General features: G+C 73.7%; 14 protein-coding genes and 1 pseudogene. 5 read left to right on the top strand and 10 right to left on the bottom strand.

Going from position 1 to position 14,324, the window contains the following annotated elements:
• The 8 genes from CCN44_RS21520 to CCN44_RS21485 all read right to left on the bottom strand — a co-directional run.
• The coding region (locus CCN44_RS21520; RefSeq protein ID WP_331478612.1) for an acyl-CoA dehydrogenase family protein at positions 1-677 on the bottom strand (677 nt) is incomplete at its 3' end.
• Positions 674-988: a YciI family protein gene (locus CCN44_RS21515; RefSeq protein ID WP_086698743.1), complete on the bottom strand. Its 315-nt coding sequence runs from the start codon at positions 986-988 to the stop codon at positions 674-676. The genes CCN44_RS21515 and CCN44_RS21520, both read right to left, overlap by 4 nt.
• Positions 989-1,044: 56 nt before the next feature.
• Positions 1,045-2,241: a cytochrome P450 gene (locus tag CCN44_RS21510; RefSeq protein ID WP_086698740.1), complete on the bottom strand. Its 1,197-nt coding sequence runs from the start codon at positions 2,239-2,241 to the stop codon at positions 1,045-1,047.
• A complete protein-coding gene (locus tag CCN44_RS21505; RefSeq protein WP_079080818.1) occupies positions 2,231-2,983 on the bottom strand; it encodes a thioesterase II family protein in 753 nt (250 codons plus the stop codon). Before CCN44_RS21505 ends, CCN44_RS21510 begins: the two co-directional genes overlap by 11 nt.
• The gene (locus CCN44_RS21500; protein ID WP_208639811.1) at positions 2,983-4,758 is read right to left on the bottom strand and encodes a non-ribosomal peptide synthetase; all 1,776 of its coding nucleotides are present in this window, start codon (positions 4,756-4,758) and stop codon (positions 2,983-2,985) included. Before CCN44_RS21500 ends, CCN44_RS21505 begins: the two co-directional genes overlap by 1 nt.
• Before the next feature lie 53 nt (positions 4,759-4,811).
• Positions 4,812-5,942: a GNAT family N-acetyltransferase gene (locus CCN44_RS21495; RefSeq protein WP_086698734.1), complete on the bottom strand. Its 1,131-nt coding sequence runs from the start codon at positions 5,940-5,942 to the stop codon at positions 4,812-4,814.
• A complete protein-coding gene (locus CCN44_RS21490) occupies positions 5,939-6,502 on the bottom strand; it encodes a flavin reductase family protein (RefSeq protein WP_063808494.1) in 564 nt (187 codons plus the stop codon). The genes CCN44_RS21495 and CCN44_RS21490 overlap by 4 nt, the downstream gene beginning before the upstream one ends.
• Positions 6,492-8,060: a tryptophan halogenase family protein gene (locus tag CCN44_RS21485; protein ID WP_086698731.1), complete on the bottom strand. Its 1,569-nt coding sequence runs from the start codon at positions 8,058-8,060 to the stop codon at positions 6,492-6,494. Before CCN44_RS21485 ends, CCN44_RS21490 begins: the two co-directional genes overlap by 11 nt.
• Before the next feature lie 3 nt (positions 8,061-8,063).
• Between CCN44_RS21485 and CCN44_RS21480 the strand changes: the two are divergent.
• Positions 8,064-8,288: pseudogene (locus CCN44_RS21480) on the top strand (PadR family transcriptional regulator); the annotation flags it as partial.
• Positions 8,289-8,381: 93 nt separating this feature from the next.
• On the opposite strand, the gene CCN44_RS21475 reads toward CCN44_RS21480, so the two are convergent.
• Complete coding sequence (locus CCN44_RS21475; RefSeq protein ID WP_086698728.1) at positions 8,382-8,810, bottom strand: type II toxin-antitoxin system Rv0910 family toxin; 429 nt, start codon at positions 8,808-8,810, stop codon at positions 8,382-8,384.
• Between the two features lie 245 nt (positions 8,811-9,055).
• Between CCN44_RS21475 and CCN44_RS47415 the strand changes: the two genes are divergently transcribed.
• From CCN44_RS47415 to CCN44_RS21460, 3 genes are all read left to right on the top strand, one after another.
• Entirely contained in the window at positions 9,056-9,751 is a 696-nt protein-coding gene (locus tag CCN44_RS47415; protein ID WP_414820509.1) for a Clp protease N-terminal domain-containing protein, read from the top strand.
• 140 nt (positions 9,752-9,891) lie between these two features.
• On the top strand, positions 9,892-10,896 hold the full coding sequence (locus tag CCN44_RS21465; protein ID WP_059248110.1) for an EamA family transporter: 1,005 nt from the start codon (positions 9,892-9,894) through the stop codon (positions 10,894-10,896).
• Positions 10,897-11,150: 254 nt separating this feature from the next.
• Positions 11,151-12,140, top strand: coding sequence for a DMT family transporter (locus tag CCN44_RS21460; protein WP_237482103.1), 990 nt, complete (start codon positions 11,151-11,153; stop codon positions 12,138-12,140).
• Between the two features lie 10 nt (positions 12,141-12,150).
• Here the strand turns inward: CCN44_RS21460 and CCN44_RS21455 are convergent, their stop codons facing one another.
• Entirely contained in the window at positions 12,151-12,831 is a 681-nt protein-coding gene (locus CCN44_RS21455; RefSeq protein WP_086698722.1) for a pyridoxamine 5'-phosphate oxidase family protein, read from the bottom strand.
• A 69-nt stretch (positions 12,832-12,900) separates the two neighbouring features.
• Here CCN44_RS21455 and CCN44_RS21450 point away from each other — a divergent pair, with 69 nt between their 5' ends.
• Positions 12,901-14,232: an aminotransferase class I/II-fold pyridoxal phosphate-dependent enzyme gene (locus CCN44_RS21450; protein WP_086698719.1), complete on the top strand. Its 1,332-nt coding sequence runs from the start codon at positions 12,901-12,903 to the stop codon at positions 14,230-14,232.
• Positions 14,233-14,324 lie beyond the last annotated feature (92 nt).

Raw genomic sequence — 14,324 nt, 5'->3', positions numbered from 1 at the left:
GGGCGGACCGTGCGGCGCGGGCCGGCCGTCCCGCGGTACAGGTCGGCGCGCGGGAAGGACAGTTCGCCGGGGACGACGGCGTCCCGTACCACGACGGTGTGGCTGCCGGTCGCGCGCATTCCCAGGCTCGCCCAGGTCTCCTCCACCGCGTACGCCTCCCGGGGCAGCGCGAAGAACCGGGCCTGCGTGACGTCGCCCCCGTCGGGACGGGCGAGCAGGAGGGTCCAGTCGGCCGCGGTGCACGAGCTGACGTACGGCCACCGGCCCCGGATCCGCCAGCCGCCCGGGACCCGCTCACAGGTGCCCTGCGGCAGCAGCGATCCGGCGATGAGCGTGTCGGGCCCGTCCTGCCAGATCTGCTTGCGCCCGTCCAGCGGCAGAAAGGCGGTGATGCGTCCCATGGTGGCCGCGAGGGAGGCGAACCAGGCCGTGGAGCCGCACGCCTCGCCCAGCGCCGCCGAGGCCCGCAGGAAGGTGAGGAACGTGCCCTCGTCGCCGCCGTGCGCGCGCGGTACGAAGTGCCGGGCGAAGCCCGCCGCGACGACCGCGGAGACCACCTCGGGGGAGAGCGCCGCCTCCCGGTCCGCGTCCGCCGCCCGCGCGGCGGCGAGCCGCGCCACCGGCCGCGCCGCGTCCACCAGCGACCGCGCACCGGACCCGTCCGGCGCGGCGGTCACCGGATCTCTCCCCGTACGGCCTTCAGCACATCCGGGTGGGCGCGCCGGGCGCCCATCGTGAACACGGTGTACTCCGAGACCCCGGACCGCACGAAGGGGTCCTCGGCGATGACGGCGTCGAGTTCGGCGCGGGTGACGCCGCGGGCGAGGATGACGCCGCCGTACTCCTCGGGCCGGGTCTGGCCGGACAGCACGAAGACGCCCGCTGCGTGGTGCTTCTCCAGGTAGGCGATGTGCCCGGGGGTGTGCTTCTCGACCTCGGCGGGATCCCCGACGTGGTGCACGATGAGCACGAAGAGCTCGGGTGACATGACCGTCCTTTGCGTTGGCGGAAGACCGGAAGCTGTGGTGCGGCGGGTGCGCGGCGTCACGCCGGGGTGACGGCGACCGGCAGGCTGCGCACGCCCCAGGTGAAGTTCGAGGCGTTGAACCGGGCCTCGCCGGTGGGCCGGAACTCCTTCACCCGGGCGGTCAACTCCTCGAAGAGAACCGCCAGTTCGAGCCGGGCCAGCCGGGCGCCGAGGCACAGGTGGCGGCCGGCGCCGAAGGTGAGGTGCCGGTTCGGGGTGCGCCGGACGAGGAAGGAGTCGGGGTCGGTGAACACGGCTTCGTCGCGGTTGGCGGAGGCGTTCCACACGGTGACCCGGTCGCCGGGAGCGAACTCGGTGTCCCCGATCCGGGCGGGGCGCAGGACGGTCCGCATCGCGTGGACGCCGGGCACGGTCCAGCGCAGGATCTCCTCGACGGCCGCCGGGATCGCCTCCGGCCCCGGCGAGGAGCGCAGGAGGTCCCACTGCCCCGGATTCTCCATGAAGGCCAACACACCGCCGGCCGCCGAATAGCGCGTCGTCTCGTTCGCGCCGGCCAGTACCCCGTTGCAGTTGAAGACGATCTCCTCGTCGGTGAGGGGCCGTCGTTCACCCGTCTCCTCGGGCAGCGCGCCGTCCGCCGCGATCCGGCTGAGGAAGTCCTCGCCGGGCGACTTCCTGCGGGCGTCGAGCAGGTCGCTGAAGTAGAGGAAGATCTCGCTGTGCGCTCCGGACCTCGCCTGTTCGTCGGCTCCCTCGAAGGCCTCGGTGGCGATGTCCCCGAGCCATTCCCAGTCCGCGCGGGGGACGCCCATGAAGGCGCAGACCACCCGGTTGGGCACCTGTTTGGCGATGTCGATGAAGTCGAACTCCACCCGGTCCAGCGCCTCGCCGACGGTCTCGCGGACCACCTGGCGGACCAGTGCTTCGAAGCGGGGCATCTCGTTGGGGGCGAAGGCGGCGGACAGGACCCGTTTCAGACGGGTGTGCTCCGGCGCGTCGGAGACGATGAGCATCCGCTGCGCCACGGCGGACACCGCCTCGGGGTTGCTGTCCAGCCGCATGCCGTAGCGGGAGCTGAAGGACTCGTGGTCCGTGTAGACGGCGACGATGTCCTCGTAGCGGGTGATCACCCAGAAGCCCCCGCCGTCCGGGTGGTCGTGCCAGTGGACCGGAGCCTGCCGCCGCAGGTGGCGCAGCGTCGGCCAGAAGGCGTTGGCGGCGAAGAGATCGGGGTCGAGGAGGTCAACGCGCATGCCGGTCCCCTTCCTCGGCGAGCAGCCGCAGCAAGGCGGTGATGTCGTCGGTGCGTTCGGCGCAGAAGTAGTGGCCGCCCGGGAACTCCCGCCGGCGGAAGTCGTCCGCGTAGTCGGCCCATTCGGCGAGGTGGGCGGCGGTGACGGTGGTGTCGTCCCGCCCGCCCCAGGCCTCGACGGGGACGGGAAGCACCACGCGGCCCGGATGCCGGTAGGTGAGCGACAGCTCCACGTCCGCGCGCAGGGTCTCCAGCATGAGTTCGCGGGTTTCGGCGTCCAGCAGCTCGGGGTCGAGGTCCCGGGCCGCCAGCAGCTTCTCCAGCTCGTCGTCCGCGGCGAGCAGCCCGTTGCCGGCTCCGACCCACCGGTGGGGGGCCCGGCAGGCCGCCACCACCAGCGCCTCCGGGAGCCGGCCGTGGTCCGCGGCCAGGCGGCGTACGACCTCGAAGCCGAGCAGTCCGCCGAAGCTCTCCCCGAACACCGTCCACGGCTGGCCCGGGGCGAGCAGCGCGTCGGCCTCCGCCGCGATCTGCCGCACCGCCTCGTCCAGCGTCCCGGGCATCGGATCCGACCAGCGCGACTCCCGCCCGGGCAGCGCGACCCCGATGACCGACACGTCGTCGCCGAGCAGGTCCTGCCAGGGCCGGTACTGCCCGCAGCCGGCGCCCGCGGGCGCCAGACACAGCAGCGCGGGGGCCTGCCGGGGTGCCGGGTGCCACGGGCGCAGCCAGGACGCGGCCATCAGTCGTTCACCGCCGTCGCCTCGTCGCCGGCGCCGGACTCCGCCGCGATCCGGTCGAGCGTCGCGGCCAGCCCGGCGATGGTCGGGGACGCCAGCAGATCGCGTACGGAGATCCGCAGACCGGTGCTGCGCCGCAGCTCGGACACGGCGCGGGCGGCCAGCAGCGAGTGTCCGCCGAGGGCGAAGAAGTCGGCGTCCGCGTCCGGCACGGAACGCCCGAGCACGTCCTCCCAGGCGGCCCGCACCTGGAGTTCGCGCGGTGTCCGCGGGGGGCGTCCGCCGGGGCGGGCGGAGATCTCGGCGGCCAGCCGGGCCAGCGCGGCCCGGTCCACCTTGCCGGACGGCGTGGTCGGCAGCGTGTCGAGGGTGATCACCACCGCCGGGACCACGGGGGCGGGGAGCCGGCCGGCGCAGTGGTCGATGACGCGCGCCGGCCAGTCCGGTGCGGCCGTCTCCGGACCGCCCAGGACGGCCAGGCCGAGGTTGTCGCCCGTGGCGGTGCGGAAGGCGGCGCAGGCGCGCACCCCGGGCAGTTCGCCCGCCGTCCGTTCCACCTCGGGCAGTTCCACCCGGAAGCCGCGTACCTTGATCTGCTCGTCGGCCCGTCCCTCGTGACGCAGTTGCCCGTCCGCGAGCCGGCTCACCAGGTCGCCCGTGCGGTACATCCGCGCCCCGGGGCCGGCGCACGGGTCGTCGACGAAGGACTGCGCGGTGAGGTCCGGCCGGTTGCGGTAGCCGCGGGCCACGCCCGGCCCGCCGATGTACAGCTCGCCCACCTGGCCGGGCGGCGTGGGGCTGCCGTCCTCGGCCAGGACGTGGACGTGGTAGCCGGGCAGGGGCCGGCCGATCGTGGTGACGTCGTCGCCGCGGGCGCTGTCCGCCCAGGTCGCGGCGATCGTCGTCTCCGTCGGGCCGTAGACGTTGAGGACGCGCGGGCCGTCGGGCAGCCGGCGGACCAGACCGGGCGGGCACGGCTCGCCGGCCAGGACCAGCGTCTGCACGCCGTCCAGCGCCTCCGTGCAGGTGGCGAGCAGGGAGGGGGTCAGACAGACGGTGCGCGGCCGTGCCGCGGTGATCTGCTCGGCCAGGTCACCCGCGCCGTCGTGGTGCAGGTCGATGAGCGTGGTGCCCTGCCCGTGCAGGAGGTACAACAGGGTGCACCACAGCCAGCCGTCGAAGGCGGGGGAGACGGCGTTGATTCCCGTTCCGCCGGGAGGAAGCGCGAGTTCGGCGAGCGCGCCGAGGAACGCGTCCAGGTTCCCGTAGGTGACCTCGACGCCCTTGGGCCAGCCCGTGGTGCCCGAGGTGTAGACGACGTAGGCGGTGTCGTCGGGGTCCGCCGTCTGCGAGGGAGCGCTCAGGGCGGTGTCCGGCCCGGTCTCCGGGTCGGTGACGAGGCGCAGGCGCGGGACCGAGGCCCCGGCGGGAAGGCCGCCCAGCAGCATCCGGACGTCCGCGTCCTTGAGGATGTAGGCGAGCCGTTCGGCGGGGTTGCGGTCGTCCAGGGGCACCAGCGTCGCCCCTGCCCGCAGCACCGCCAGCACGCCGACGACCTGCCGGTACGACCGGCCGTAGCTGACGCCGACGGCCGTGCCGGGGCCGGCGCCGCCGTCCCGGAGCGCCGCGGCCAGGACGCGCACCCGTTCGCTCAGCCCGCGGAAGGTGAGTGCGCCGTCCGGCGCGGACACCGCCGTGGCCTCCGGTGTCCTGGCAGCCCATGCTTCGACTGCCTCCAGCAGGGGAAGCGGCCTGCCGTCGTGGTCTGCTCGGTTCACATTCCCTCCCCTTGCGTCCGGCACGCCCCGGTACAGCGGCGTGCCGGACGGCGTCAGGTGAACAGGTCCCATTCCGCACGGTTCTTGACGGCCCGCCGGGTGACGGGGTCGGCTTCGAGTTCCGCGAGCAGCCGGGCGTTGTGCCGCCGTACGAGATCGGAGGCCGGCCCCAGCGGGCTGCCGGGGGAGAGGTCGAGCATCCACAGCGGGCGCAGTTCGGCGCCGCGCAGGACCTTCGCCTCCAAGGCCTTCTTGCCGGCGTGCACCCAGCGGACCCCCAGCTCCCCGGCGAGCCTGATCTGGCTGTAGTAGACGAGGTTGAAGTACTCCTCGCAGCCCACCAGGCGGTCGTAGTCGAAGCTCGCCCACCGCAGATACACGGCGTCGCCCCACACGTAGTACAGGCAGAAGCCGATCAGGGTGCCGTCGGGCGCGTGGCACAGGGCCACCCGGCCGGCCGGCCCCGTCATCCGCGCGTACCGCTCGAACTCGACGCGGAACTCAGGGGTCCGGGTGGGGTATCCGTACTTCACCGCCATGGAGTTGGCCAGTGCGGGCAGCTGCTCCCAGCAGTCCGGCAGGCCGACGTGGGTGATACGGCAGCCGGCCTCCTGGAAGGCGCGTACCTCCCGGCGGACGGTGACCCGGCGCTTCGACGTCAGGGTGGCGAGCCAGGCGTCCCAGCCGCCGGGCGGCACCTCGATCCAGGCGTCGGGTTCCAGCAGCACGGGCTGTGCCGCCACGCCGGCGGACCGCAGCAGCCGTACGTCCTCGGTGCCGAGGTACATCGCCACGCACGCCTTCTCGCGCAGCTCCAGCCGGTCGTGGGCCTGCCGGACGCGGGCGACCAGTTCGCCGAGGAGGGCGGGGTCGTCGCTGTCGCGCAGCACGTGCGACTGGTAGGCGAGCCGGGGGCCGACGAGCAGTCCGGCGGCCGGCAGGGCGGGCAGGCCACGGCCGGCGAGGATCTTGTGCCAGTGGTAGTTGAGGGGCTGGGTCCCGTCGAACTCCACGGTGGGTACGGCCGCGAGCCCCGCGGCGGTGGCCGCGTGCACCGCGCCCACGGCCGCGCCGGGATAGTCGGCGCAGTGCCGCAGCCAGGTGCTCGACGAGTAGAAGTGGTCAGCGGCCAGGGCGTCCCAGGTCCCGGAGTCGAGACCGCCCAGCACAGTGTCGTCCGTCATGCCGATCGTTTCCTCACGCCGTCCGGTGGGACGGTCCTCCGTTTCCGTGCCGGCCCGTCCGCGACGGCGGGCTCGTCGCCGGGCCCGGCTCCCTCCGGCCAGCGGGCGTAGCGTCGCATCCCGTACAGCAGGGGAGGCCGGCCGCTGGTGACGGTGTGGGCCACCTCCCCGAGCACCACGGTGTGGTCGCCGACCGGGTGGGTGGCCCGCACCCGGCACTCCGCCATGGCGGCCGAGTGGTCGGGCAGCCAGGGGACTCCCGCGGGCGAGGGCTCCCACGAGACCGCCGAGAACCGGTCGACGTCACGGGCCGAGAACAGCTCGGACGTGTCACGGGCGTCCCGGTCGAGCATGTTGACGCCGAACGTGCCCGTCCGTACGGCCGCCAGCGTGGCGCTGTCGCTGCGCAGGCAGACCAGCAGGGTCGGCGGATCGGTGCAGACGCTGGCGACCGACGAGCAGGTCATGCCGACGGGCTCACCGCCGGGACCGCGAGCCGTCACCACGGTCACCCCGCTGGGGAAACGGCTCATCAGGTCCCGGAAGTCGTCAGCGGCCATGGCGGTCGCGGTCGTCGGGGCCGGCGGGCGCGCCGTGGAAGTCGCGCAGATAGTCGTACATGGTCGGCAGGGTCTCCACCAGTTCCCGCTGCCGCTGGGCCACGCCGTCGAACATCCGCTGCGCGGACGCGCGCCCGTCACGGCCGTAGGCGAGCGGCGCGATGGGGCGTTCGGGCAGCATTCCGAGGCCGGCGAAGATGCAGTAGTAGCTGCCGTTGGTCCAGAAGTTACGGAACTCCGCCTCGAAGTTTCCGTAGTACGTCGACTCGTCGGCCGTCGGGAGGTTGACAGGGATGCCCTTCCGGTACATCTCCGCCTTCTCGCGGATCTCCTCGCCCAGGGTGAGTTCCTTGTTTGCGCGCCAGAACTCCGTGTCCGTGCGCGGCGAGAAATAGAAATGCGCCTGCAGGAAGTCACGCGACTCGTCGAACATCGCCGCGATCTCTTTGTTGAAGCGATCGGCGAAAATCGGGCTGAAGCTCTTGTCCGGGAAATGCTTGGCCAGCTGGTAGATGGCCGCGTACGTGAAATACAGTCCGGTCGACTCCAGCGGCTCCAGGAAACAGGAGGAGAGCCCGATACTGACGCAGTTCTTCACCCAGGACCGCCGGTTGCGGCCCACCCGGAACCGGATCCGGTTGAACTCCTGGTCGGCGGAGAGCCCCCAGAGAGCGGTGAAGTCACGTACCGCCTCGTCCTCCGTCGCGAATGCGCTGGAATAGACGTATCCGGTGCCGAAGCGGCCGAGGAGGGGTGTTTTCCAGGCCCATCCGGATTTCATGGCGATGGAGGACGTGTACGGCTCGATCCCGTGCGCAGCGTCGTCGTGCGGCACGGGGCAGGCGAGGGCGCTGTCGCAGAGCAGGTGGTCGCTCTGGTCGAGGAACGGTTCCTCCATGACCTGGTTGATCAGCGCGCCGCGGAAGCCGGAGCAGTCGATGAACAGGTCGCCCTCGATGGTGCGCCCGCTCTCCGTGCGCAGCGAGCGGATGAAGCCGTTCTGGTCCAGCTGGACGTCCACCATGCGGTCCTGGACGTGCTGCACCTGCTGTTTCTCCACCGACCAGCGCCGCAGGTAGTCGGCCACCAGGTGGGCGTCGAAGTGCCAGGCGTACCGGGTGGCGGGCCGGCCGTCGGGGTGCCGCGGGGCCAGGTTCCGGTCCATCAGGACCGGGTCCACGAAGCAGCTGTAGTCGAACGGCAGGTCGGTCTCGCCGCGTGCCGCGCGGTCGGACCAGTGGTGGGTGATCGGGACGCCGTCCTCCTGCGGGAGGATGCCGAACGGGTGGTGGAAGTGGTCCGGCCGGCCGTTCAGTGTGCGCGCGGTCGGGCTTCCCTCGCCGGGGGTCCGCCAGTTGATGAACTTCACGGCCATCTTGAAGGAGGCGTTGCACTCGCGCATCCATTCGTCCTCGGGGATGCCGAGGAAATCGAAGAAGACGCGCTGCAAGTTCGGCACGGTGGCCTCGCCGACTCCGATTTTCGGGATGGCGGGCGCTTCGAGAACCGTGATGCGGACCGCTCCCTGTAACGCCTTGCCGAGATATGCGGCGCTCATCCAGCCGGCCGTGCCGCCGCCGAGGAGGTCGCGGACGCCCCGTGGGAGGAGGCCTCGCGCGGAGTCGACTGGGAGGCCCTCGGCGAGATCCGCCAGGCCGGCTTCGGACTGATGGAGGCCTTCGGTCAGGTCTGGAAGACCGGCAGCAAGGAGCAGCGCGAGAAGGCGCTGGCCGTCATCAACGACGCCCGCAAGAAGCTGTACCTCATCCTCGCCGACGAGCACTGAGCGCTCGGCACCGTGGGCGGTGCCGCCGCCCCTGTGGCGGCCCGGGCGCCCCGCGCGGCAACCGCGCGGGGCGCCTTCGCGTGTCCGGGCGGCTCAGGCCACCAGGCCGCCCAGCTTGCGCAGCGACTCGTTCAGCGCGGCCGTCGCCGAGTCCTTGAGCCTGCCCGCCATCAGCGACACGGCGGCACCGGTGAACTCGCCGTCGATCCGGACCGTCGTCGCGTTCCCGTCCGGGGTCAGCGTGTAGCGGGTGGCGACGGTGACCGCCATCGGGCCCTTGCCGCGGATGGCGAACAGGCGGGCCGGTTCCAGTTCCTCGATGGTCCAGTCGACCTCCGCCGGGAAGCCCATCAGCTTCATGTTCTCCCGGAACGTCCCGCCCACGGCGAGCGTCTCCGGACCGCCCCGGGGGAATCCGGTGTGGGTCGCGTTCCACGCCCCGTACGACGGCCAGTCGGTGAGCCTGGCCCACACCTTCTCGGCCGGTGCCTCGATGCGAGCCTCCGCGCTGACTTCGGCCATGCGACCACCCCTCCGGGTCGGGCGTATCGGGCTACGGTGTCGCGGAACGTAGCCTCAAGGGCGCGAACATTCAATATTGATGAACTGTCAGATCGGATCGCGCGGGAGTGCATCCCTGATGCGGCATCGGTCAGATCTCCTCCGTAAGGATGAGATCCGAGTCGGCGATGTCCACTCCGCGTGGGACGCGAAAATGGTTCCCCTCGTGGATGCCCCGTCCCGTTGAGGCTGATGAGGTAGGGGATGTGCAACCCCGTACAGCCCATCGGACCGCCCATGACGGAGCGGTTCCGCATCCGGACGGCGCTGCCGGGCTCGGTGCCGAGCTGGCAGCGGTGGTCGCCGGTGCCCGCCGCCGGGCCGTGCGGGACGGAGACCGGCAGACCGACACCGCCCATCTGCTCCACGCCCTGCTGGAACACGACCCCGAGGCCCGTGCGGCCGTCGGCGGGCCGCAGCGGCTCGCCCGGCTCCTCGGCTACCTCGTGCAGCGCAGCATCGGCTACGGGCTGCGCTGGCAGGGCAGCGTGGAGGACTCCGGCGCGATTCCCCTCGTACCGCCCCCGGCCCGACCCGTCGATCCGACCGGAGCCGTCGACCCGACCGGAGCCGTCGATCCGGCGGGACCCGTCGACCCGGCCGGCCGCGCCGGGCCGGACGGCTCCGCCGTCTCCGCCGCAGGTCGGGACGGCTCGGTCCGGGACACCGCGGGCTGGTCGCCCGCCGCGTCCGCCGCGCTCGCGGACGCCCGGGCCCGCGCCCGGCGACGGGGCGCGCCCCGCGTCAGCGGCACCGACCTGCTGGCGGCGCTCGTCGCGGACCCGCGCTCCCGGGCCGTCGAGGTGCTGGAGCGCGCCGGCGTCCCCGCCCGCGAGCTGCCCCCGCGGATCGAGGCCGTCGAAGCCGCCGAGTACGCCGACGGCGGCGGCGCGGCCTGCTGAGCCCCGGGCCGTCCGCGCGCCCACCGGCCCGGCCGTCTCCCCGTGCGGGCCGATCCGGCCCGGCTCGGGCCGTCTCGTGCCGTCCACCAGCTGAGACAGGTGTCAACAGGGGTGACGCTCCTGTCGTCGCCTGTCATCATGTGCCGGTGCATACGTCTGTTCGCAGTCACCACAGTCCCGGCAAGGGCGCCGGGCTCGGCCTCGCACTCGCCTCGGCGCTGGCCTTCGGCGGGTCCGGAGTGGCCGCCAAGCCGCTGATCGAGGCGGGACTCGACCCGCTGCACGTGGTGTGGCTGCGGGTGGCCGGCGCCGCTCTGGTGATGCTCCCCGTCGCGGTACGGCACCGCGCCCTGCCCCGCCACCGGCCCGCCCTGCTCGCCGGGTTCGGACTGCTGGCCGTCGCCGGTGTCCAGGCCTGCTACTTCGCCGCGCTCTCCCGCATACCCGTCGGCGTGGCCCTGCTCATCGAGTACCTGGCCCCCGCCCTGGTGCTGGGCTGGGTGCGGTTCGTGCAGCGGCGGCCCGTCACCCGCGCCGCCGCGCTCGGCGTGATCCTCGCGGCCGGCGGTCTCGCCTGCGTGGTCGAGGTCTGGTCCGGGCTGAGCTTCGACGCGCTGGGGCTGGTGTTCGCCCTCGGCGCCGCCTGCTGCCAGGTCGGCTACTTCGTCCTGTCCGACCAGGGCAGCGACGCCGGCGACGCGGCGCCGGACCCGCTCGGCGTCATCGCCTACGGACTCCTGGTCGGCGCCGCCGTGCTGACGGTCGTGGCCCGCCCCTGGTCCATGGACTGGTCGGTGCTGGCGGGCTCCGCGGACCTGAACGGCACCGCCGTACCGGCCGTCGCCCTGCTCGCCTGGATCGTGCTGGTCGCCACGGTGATCGCGTACGTCACCGGTGTGCTGTCCGTGCGCCGGCTGTCGCCGCAGGTCGCCGGCGTCGTCGCCTGCCTGGAGGCGGTCATCGCGACCGTGCTCGCCTGGGTGCTGCTCGGCGAGCACCTGTCCGCGCCGCAGGTCGCCGGTGGCGCGGTGGTCCTGGTGGGCGCGTTCATCGCCCAGTCGTCCACCCCGGCCAAGGGCTCCCCGGAACCGGTCGCCTCCGGCGGCGCGGAAAGGGAGTTGTCCGCCCGCGGGACCGCCGCCTAGAGTCCCGACCATGCCGCAGAACGCACTCGTCCTTCCGCCCCCGGCCGCCTGAGGCGGGCCTCCGGGTCATCGCCCGGCGCACACGCGCCGGGCCGGACGGTGCTGCCCGCAGACGAAGTCCGCGCGCCCCGCCGAAGCGGGACGCTTCCGAACTTCCGCACGTCCGCGTGCGCTTCTGCGGAGAGATTCCCTTGTCGACGTCGACTCTGTCGCATCCTGCTTCCGGCCTGCCCGTCGGGCGTGGCCTGCTCTAGCTGATCGTCACCGGTGCCGCCTGGGGCACCGCGGGCGCCGCCGCCTCGCTGGTCTACCGGACCAGTGACATGGGCGCCTTCGCGCTCTCCTTCTGGCGCTGCGCGCTGGGCCTCGCCTTCCTGCTGGCCGGCCGCCTGCTGCGCCCCCGCGTCCGCCGTCCGGCCACGATCCGCTCCGCGCGCGGAAGGGCCGCGCGCGGAACTGCCGTGCAACGCAGGGCCGTGCCACGCGGGGCCGCCCAACCTGGGGCCGTGCGTCGTACGGACATCCGCCGCACGCTCACCAGGGCCCTGGCCACCGGCCTCGGGCTCGCCGTGTTCCAGACCGCGTACTTCGCGGCCGTCGCCTCGACGGGACTGGCCGTGGCCACCGTCGTGACCCTCGGCGCGGGCCCCGTGCTCATCGCGCTCGGCGCCCGGCTGCTGCTCGGCGAGCGGCTCGGCGCGGGCGGTGTCGCCGCGGTCGCCGGTGCGCTCGCCGGGCTGGCCGTGCTCACCTTCGGCGGCTCGGCCGCGACCGTCCGGCCGGCGGGCGTGCTGCTGGCCCTGGCCTCGGCGGCCGGCTACGGCGTCATGACCCTGCTCACCCGCTGGTGGGGGAGGGGCGGCGGCACGGACGCCGCCGGCACCACGGTGGGCGCGTTCGCCGTGACCAGCCTGTGCCTGCTGCCGTTCGCGGTGCACGAGGGGCTGCTCCCGCACACCGCCCACCCGGCCCGGCTGCTGTGGCTGCTGCTGTACATCGCCGCCGTGCCCACGGCCCTCGCGTACGCCCTCTACTTCGCGGGAGCCGCCGTCGTCCGGTCCGCCATCGTCTCCGTGATCATGCTGCTGGAGCCGGTGACCGCGGCCGTGCTCGCCGTCGTCCTGCTCGGCGAGCGGCTCACGCCGGCCACGGTGGCCGGCACCCTGCTGATGCTCGGTGCCGTCACGGGCCTCGCCGTGAGCGAGGCCCGCCGGGCCGGCCGGCCGGAACCGGTTCCGGTGTGACCCTCCGCCGTCACCGCGCCGACAGGTAGTCCGGCAGCTCGATGCCGGGCGCCAGGTCGGCGTTGGGGACCGGCGCGTCGTAGCCCTTGCGGAGCGGGACGACCCCGGCCCAGTGCGGCAGGGAGAGGTCCTCCGGCTCGTCGTTGGCGCCGCCGGTGCGGACCTTGGCCGAGACCTCCTCCAGATCCAGCCGGATGACGGCGGTGGCGGCCAGCTCCTTCTTGTTCGCGGGCCGGGAGTCGGCGGCCCGGCCCGGGACCACATGGTCGACCAGCGCGTCCAGGGCGAGGCGCCGCTCCTCGGGGTCGGTGACCTCGTGCGCGATGCCGTGCACCACCACCGAGCGGTAGTTGATCGAGTGGTGGAAGGCGGAGCGGGCCAGCACCAGCCCGTCGACGTGGGTGACGGTCAGGCACACCGGCAGGCCCGGGTCCGTGCCGCCGGCCATCCGCAGCGGCCGGGAACCGGTCGAGCCGTGGACGTAGAGCCGCTCACCGACCCGGCCGTACAGCGTGGGCAGCACCACCGGGGCGCCGTCCCGGACGAAGCCGAGGTGGCAGACGTACCCCTCGTCCAATATCGCGTGCACCAGCTCCTTGTCGTACGACGCCCGGTCCGCGGAGCGCGTGGGCACGGTCCGGTCGGTCGGCGTGTAGGCGGCGGCCCGCGGTTCCTCGGTGGTGCCCTGCATGACGATCCCTCCATGGCGGCGAGTTGCGGCACGTTGTGCGGCGCTTTGCACTAGTGCATAATGTGCTTTGTGCTAGGAGAGTATCGGATCACCGGGCGCGGCGCAGCCGAGATCGCGGCCGACGTCGAGCGGGCGGTCGGCTCGGGCGAGCTGCGACCGGGCCAACCCCTGCCCCCCATGCGTGAGTTGGCCGTACAACTGGGGGTGAACCCGAACACGGTCGCCGCCGCCTACCGCATCCTTCGTGAACGGGGGGTGATCGAGACGGCCGGCCGCCGGGGCAGCCGGGTCCGCCCCAAGCCGGCCACCACCGCCCGCGAGCAGCTGCGCGTGGAGGTGCCTCCCGGCGGCCGTGACCTCTCCACGGGCAACCCCGACCCCGCCCTGCTGCCCCGCCTGGCCCCGGCCCTGGCCGTGGCGGCCGAGCAGGGCGACCGCCGGCCCGTCCGCTACGGCGACGACCCCGTGGACGCGGACCTCGCCCGCGTCGCCCGCGCCGAACTCGACGCCGACGGGGTCCCCGCGGGCCCGCTGACCGTGACCTCCGGCTCCCTGGACGCCATCGAGCGCGTGCTGACCGCGCACCTGAAGCCCGGCGACACGGTCGCCGTCGAGGACCCCGGCTGGGGCAGCCTGCTCGACCTCGTCCCCGCCCTGGGTCTGCACACCGCCCCGGTCGGCGTGGACGACGACGGGCCGCGCCCGGACGAGCTGCGCCGCGCCCTGGAGTCCGGGGCCCGCGCCCTGATCGTCACCGGCCGGGCCCAGAATCCGACCGGCGCCTCGGTGACCGCCACGCGCGCGCGTGCTCTGCGTGCGGTCCTGCGGGACCACCCGGGGACCCTGCTCATCGAGGACGACCACGGCCACGGCATCGTCGACCTGCCCCTGCACCCGCTGGCGGGCGTCACCCGCCACTGGGCCTTCGTCCGCTCCGCCGCCAAGGCCTACGGCCCCGACCTGCGCCTCGCCGTCCTCACCGGGGACGCCGTCACCGTGGACCGGGTCCGGGGCCGGCTGAGTCTGGGCCCCGGCTGGGTGAGCCTCCTCCTGCAACGGGCCGTGGCCCACCTCTGGGCGCGGGGCGCGGTGGACCGGGCGGCGGTGGCGCGGTCGTACCGGGACCGCAGGGCCGGTCTGGTCGACGCGCTGGCGGAGCGGGGTGTCGACGCCCACGGCCGCAGCGGCATGAACGTCTGGGTCCCGGTCCCCGACGAGACGGGCGCGGTGGCCCGCCTGATCCAGGCGGGCTGGGCGGTGGCCCCGGGCGCCCGCTTCCGCCTGGCCTCCCGGCAGGGCATCCGCATCACGGTCTCCCCGCTCACCGCGGAGGACATCACGCCGCTGGCGGACGCGGTGGCGGAAGCGGTACGACCGAGTCCGGCACGCACCTACGGCTAGGAGACCCCGCGCGCCTGCGGCCGGCCGCCCCGGCGCGCCTGCGGCCAGGAGCCCCAGCCCGCCTACGGCCTCGGGGTTCTGCGTGCCGACGG

Source organism: Streptomyces tricolor, from assembly GCF_002155905.1.
GTDB classification, from domain to species: Bacteria; Actinomycetota; Actinomycetes; order Streptomycetales; family Streptomycetaceae; genus Streptomyces; species Streptomyces tricolor.
Note: the sequence above shows the minus strand (reverse complement) of the source record. Positions and strands in the feature narration are given on the sequence as shown.

Bases quoted from the DNA above. Each gene is read 5' to 3' on its own strand.
- CCN44_RS21515 (WP_086698743.1), bottom strand. From the start codon at position 988: ATGTCACCCGAGCTCTTCGTGCTCATCGTGCACCACGTCGGGGATCCC.
- CCN44_RS21510 (WP_086698740.1), bottom strand. From the start codon at position 2,241: ATGCGCGTTGACCTCCTCGACCCCGATCTCTTCGCCGCCAACGCCTTC.
- CCN44_RS21505 (WP_079080818.1), bottom strand. From the start codon at position 2,983: ATGGCCGCGTCCTGGCTGCGCCCGTGGCACCCGGCACCCCGGCAGGCC.
- CCN44_RS21495 (WP_086698734.1), bottom strand. From the start codon at position 5,942: ATGACGGACGACACTGTGCTGGGCGGTCTCGACTCCGGGACCTGGGAC.
- CCN44_RS21490 (WP_063808494.1), bottom strand. From the start codon at position 6,502: ATGGCCGCTGACGACTTCCGGGACCTGATGAGCCGTTTCCCCAGCGGG.
- CCN44_RS21485 (WP_086698731.1), bottom strand. From the start codon at position 8,060: ATGAGCGCCGCATATCTCGGCAAGGCGTTACAGGGAGCGGTCCGCATC.
- CCN44_RS21475 (WP_086698728.1), bottom strand. From the start codon at position 8,810: ATGGCCGAAGTCAGCGCGGAGGCTCGCATCGAGGCACCGGCCGAGAAG.
- CCN44_RS21455 (WP_086698722.1), bottom strand. From the start codon at position 12,831: ATGCAGGGCACCACCGAGGAACCGCGGGCCGCCGCCTACACGCCGACC.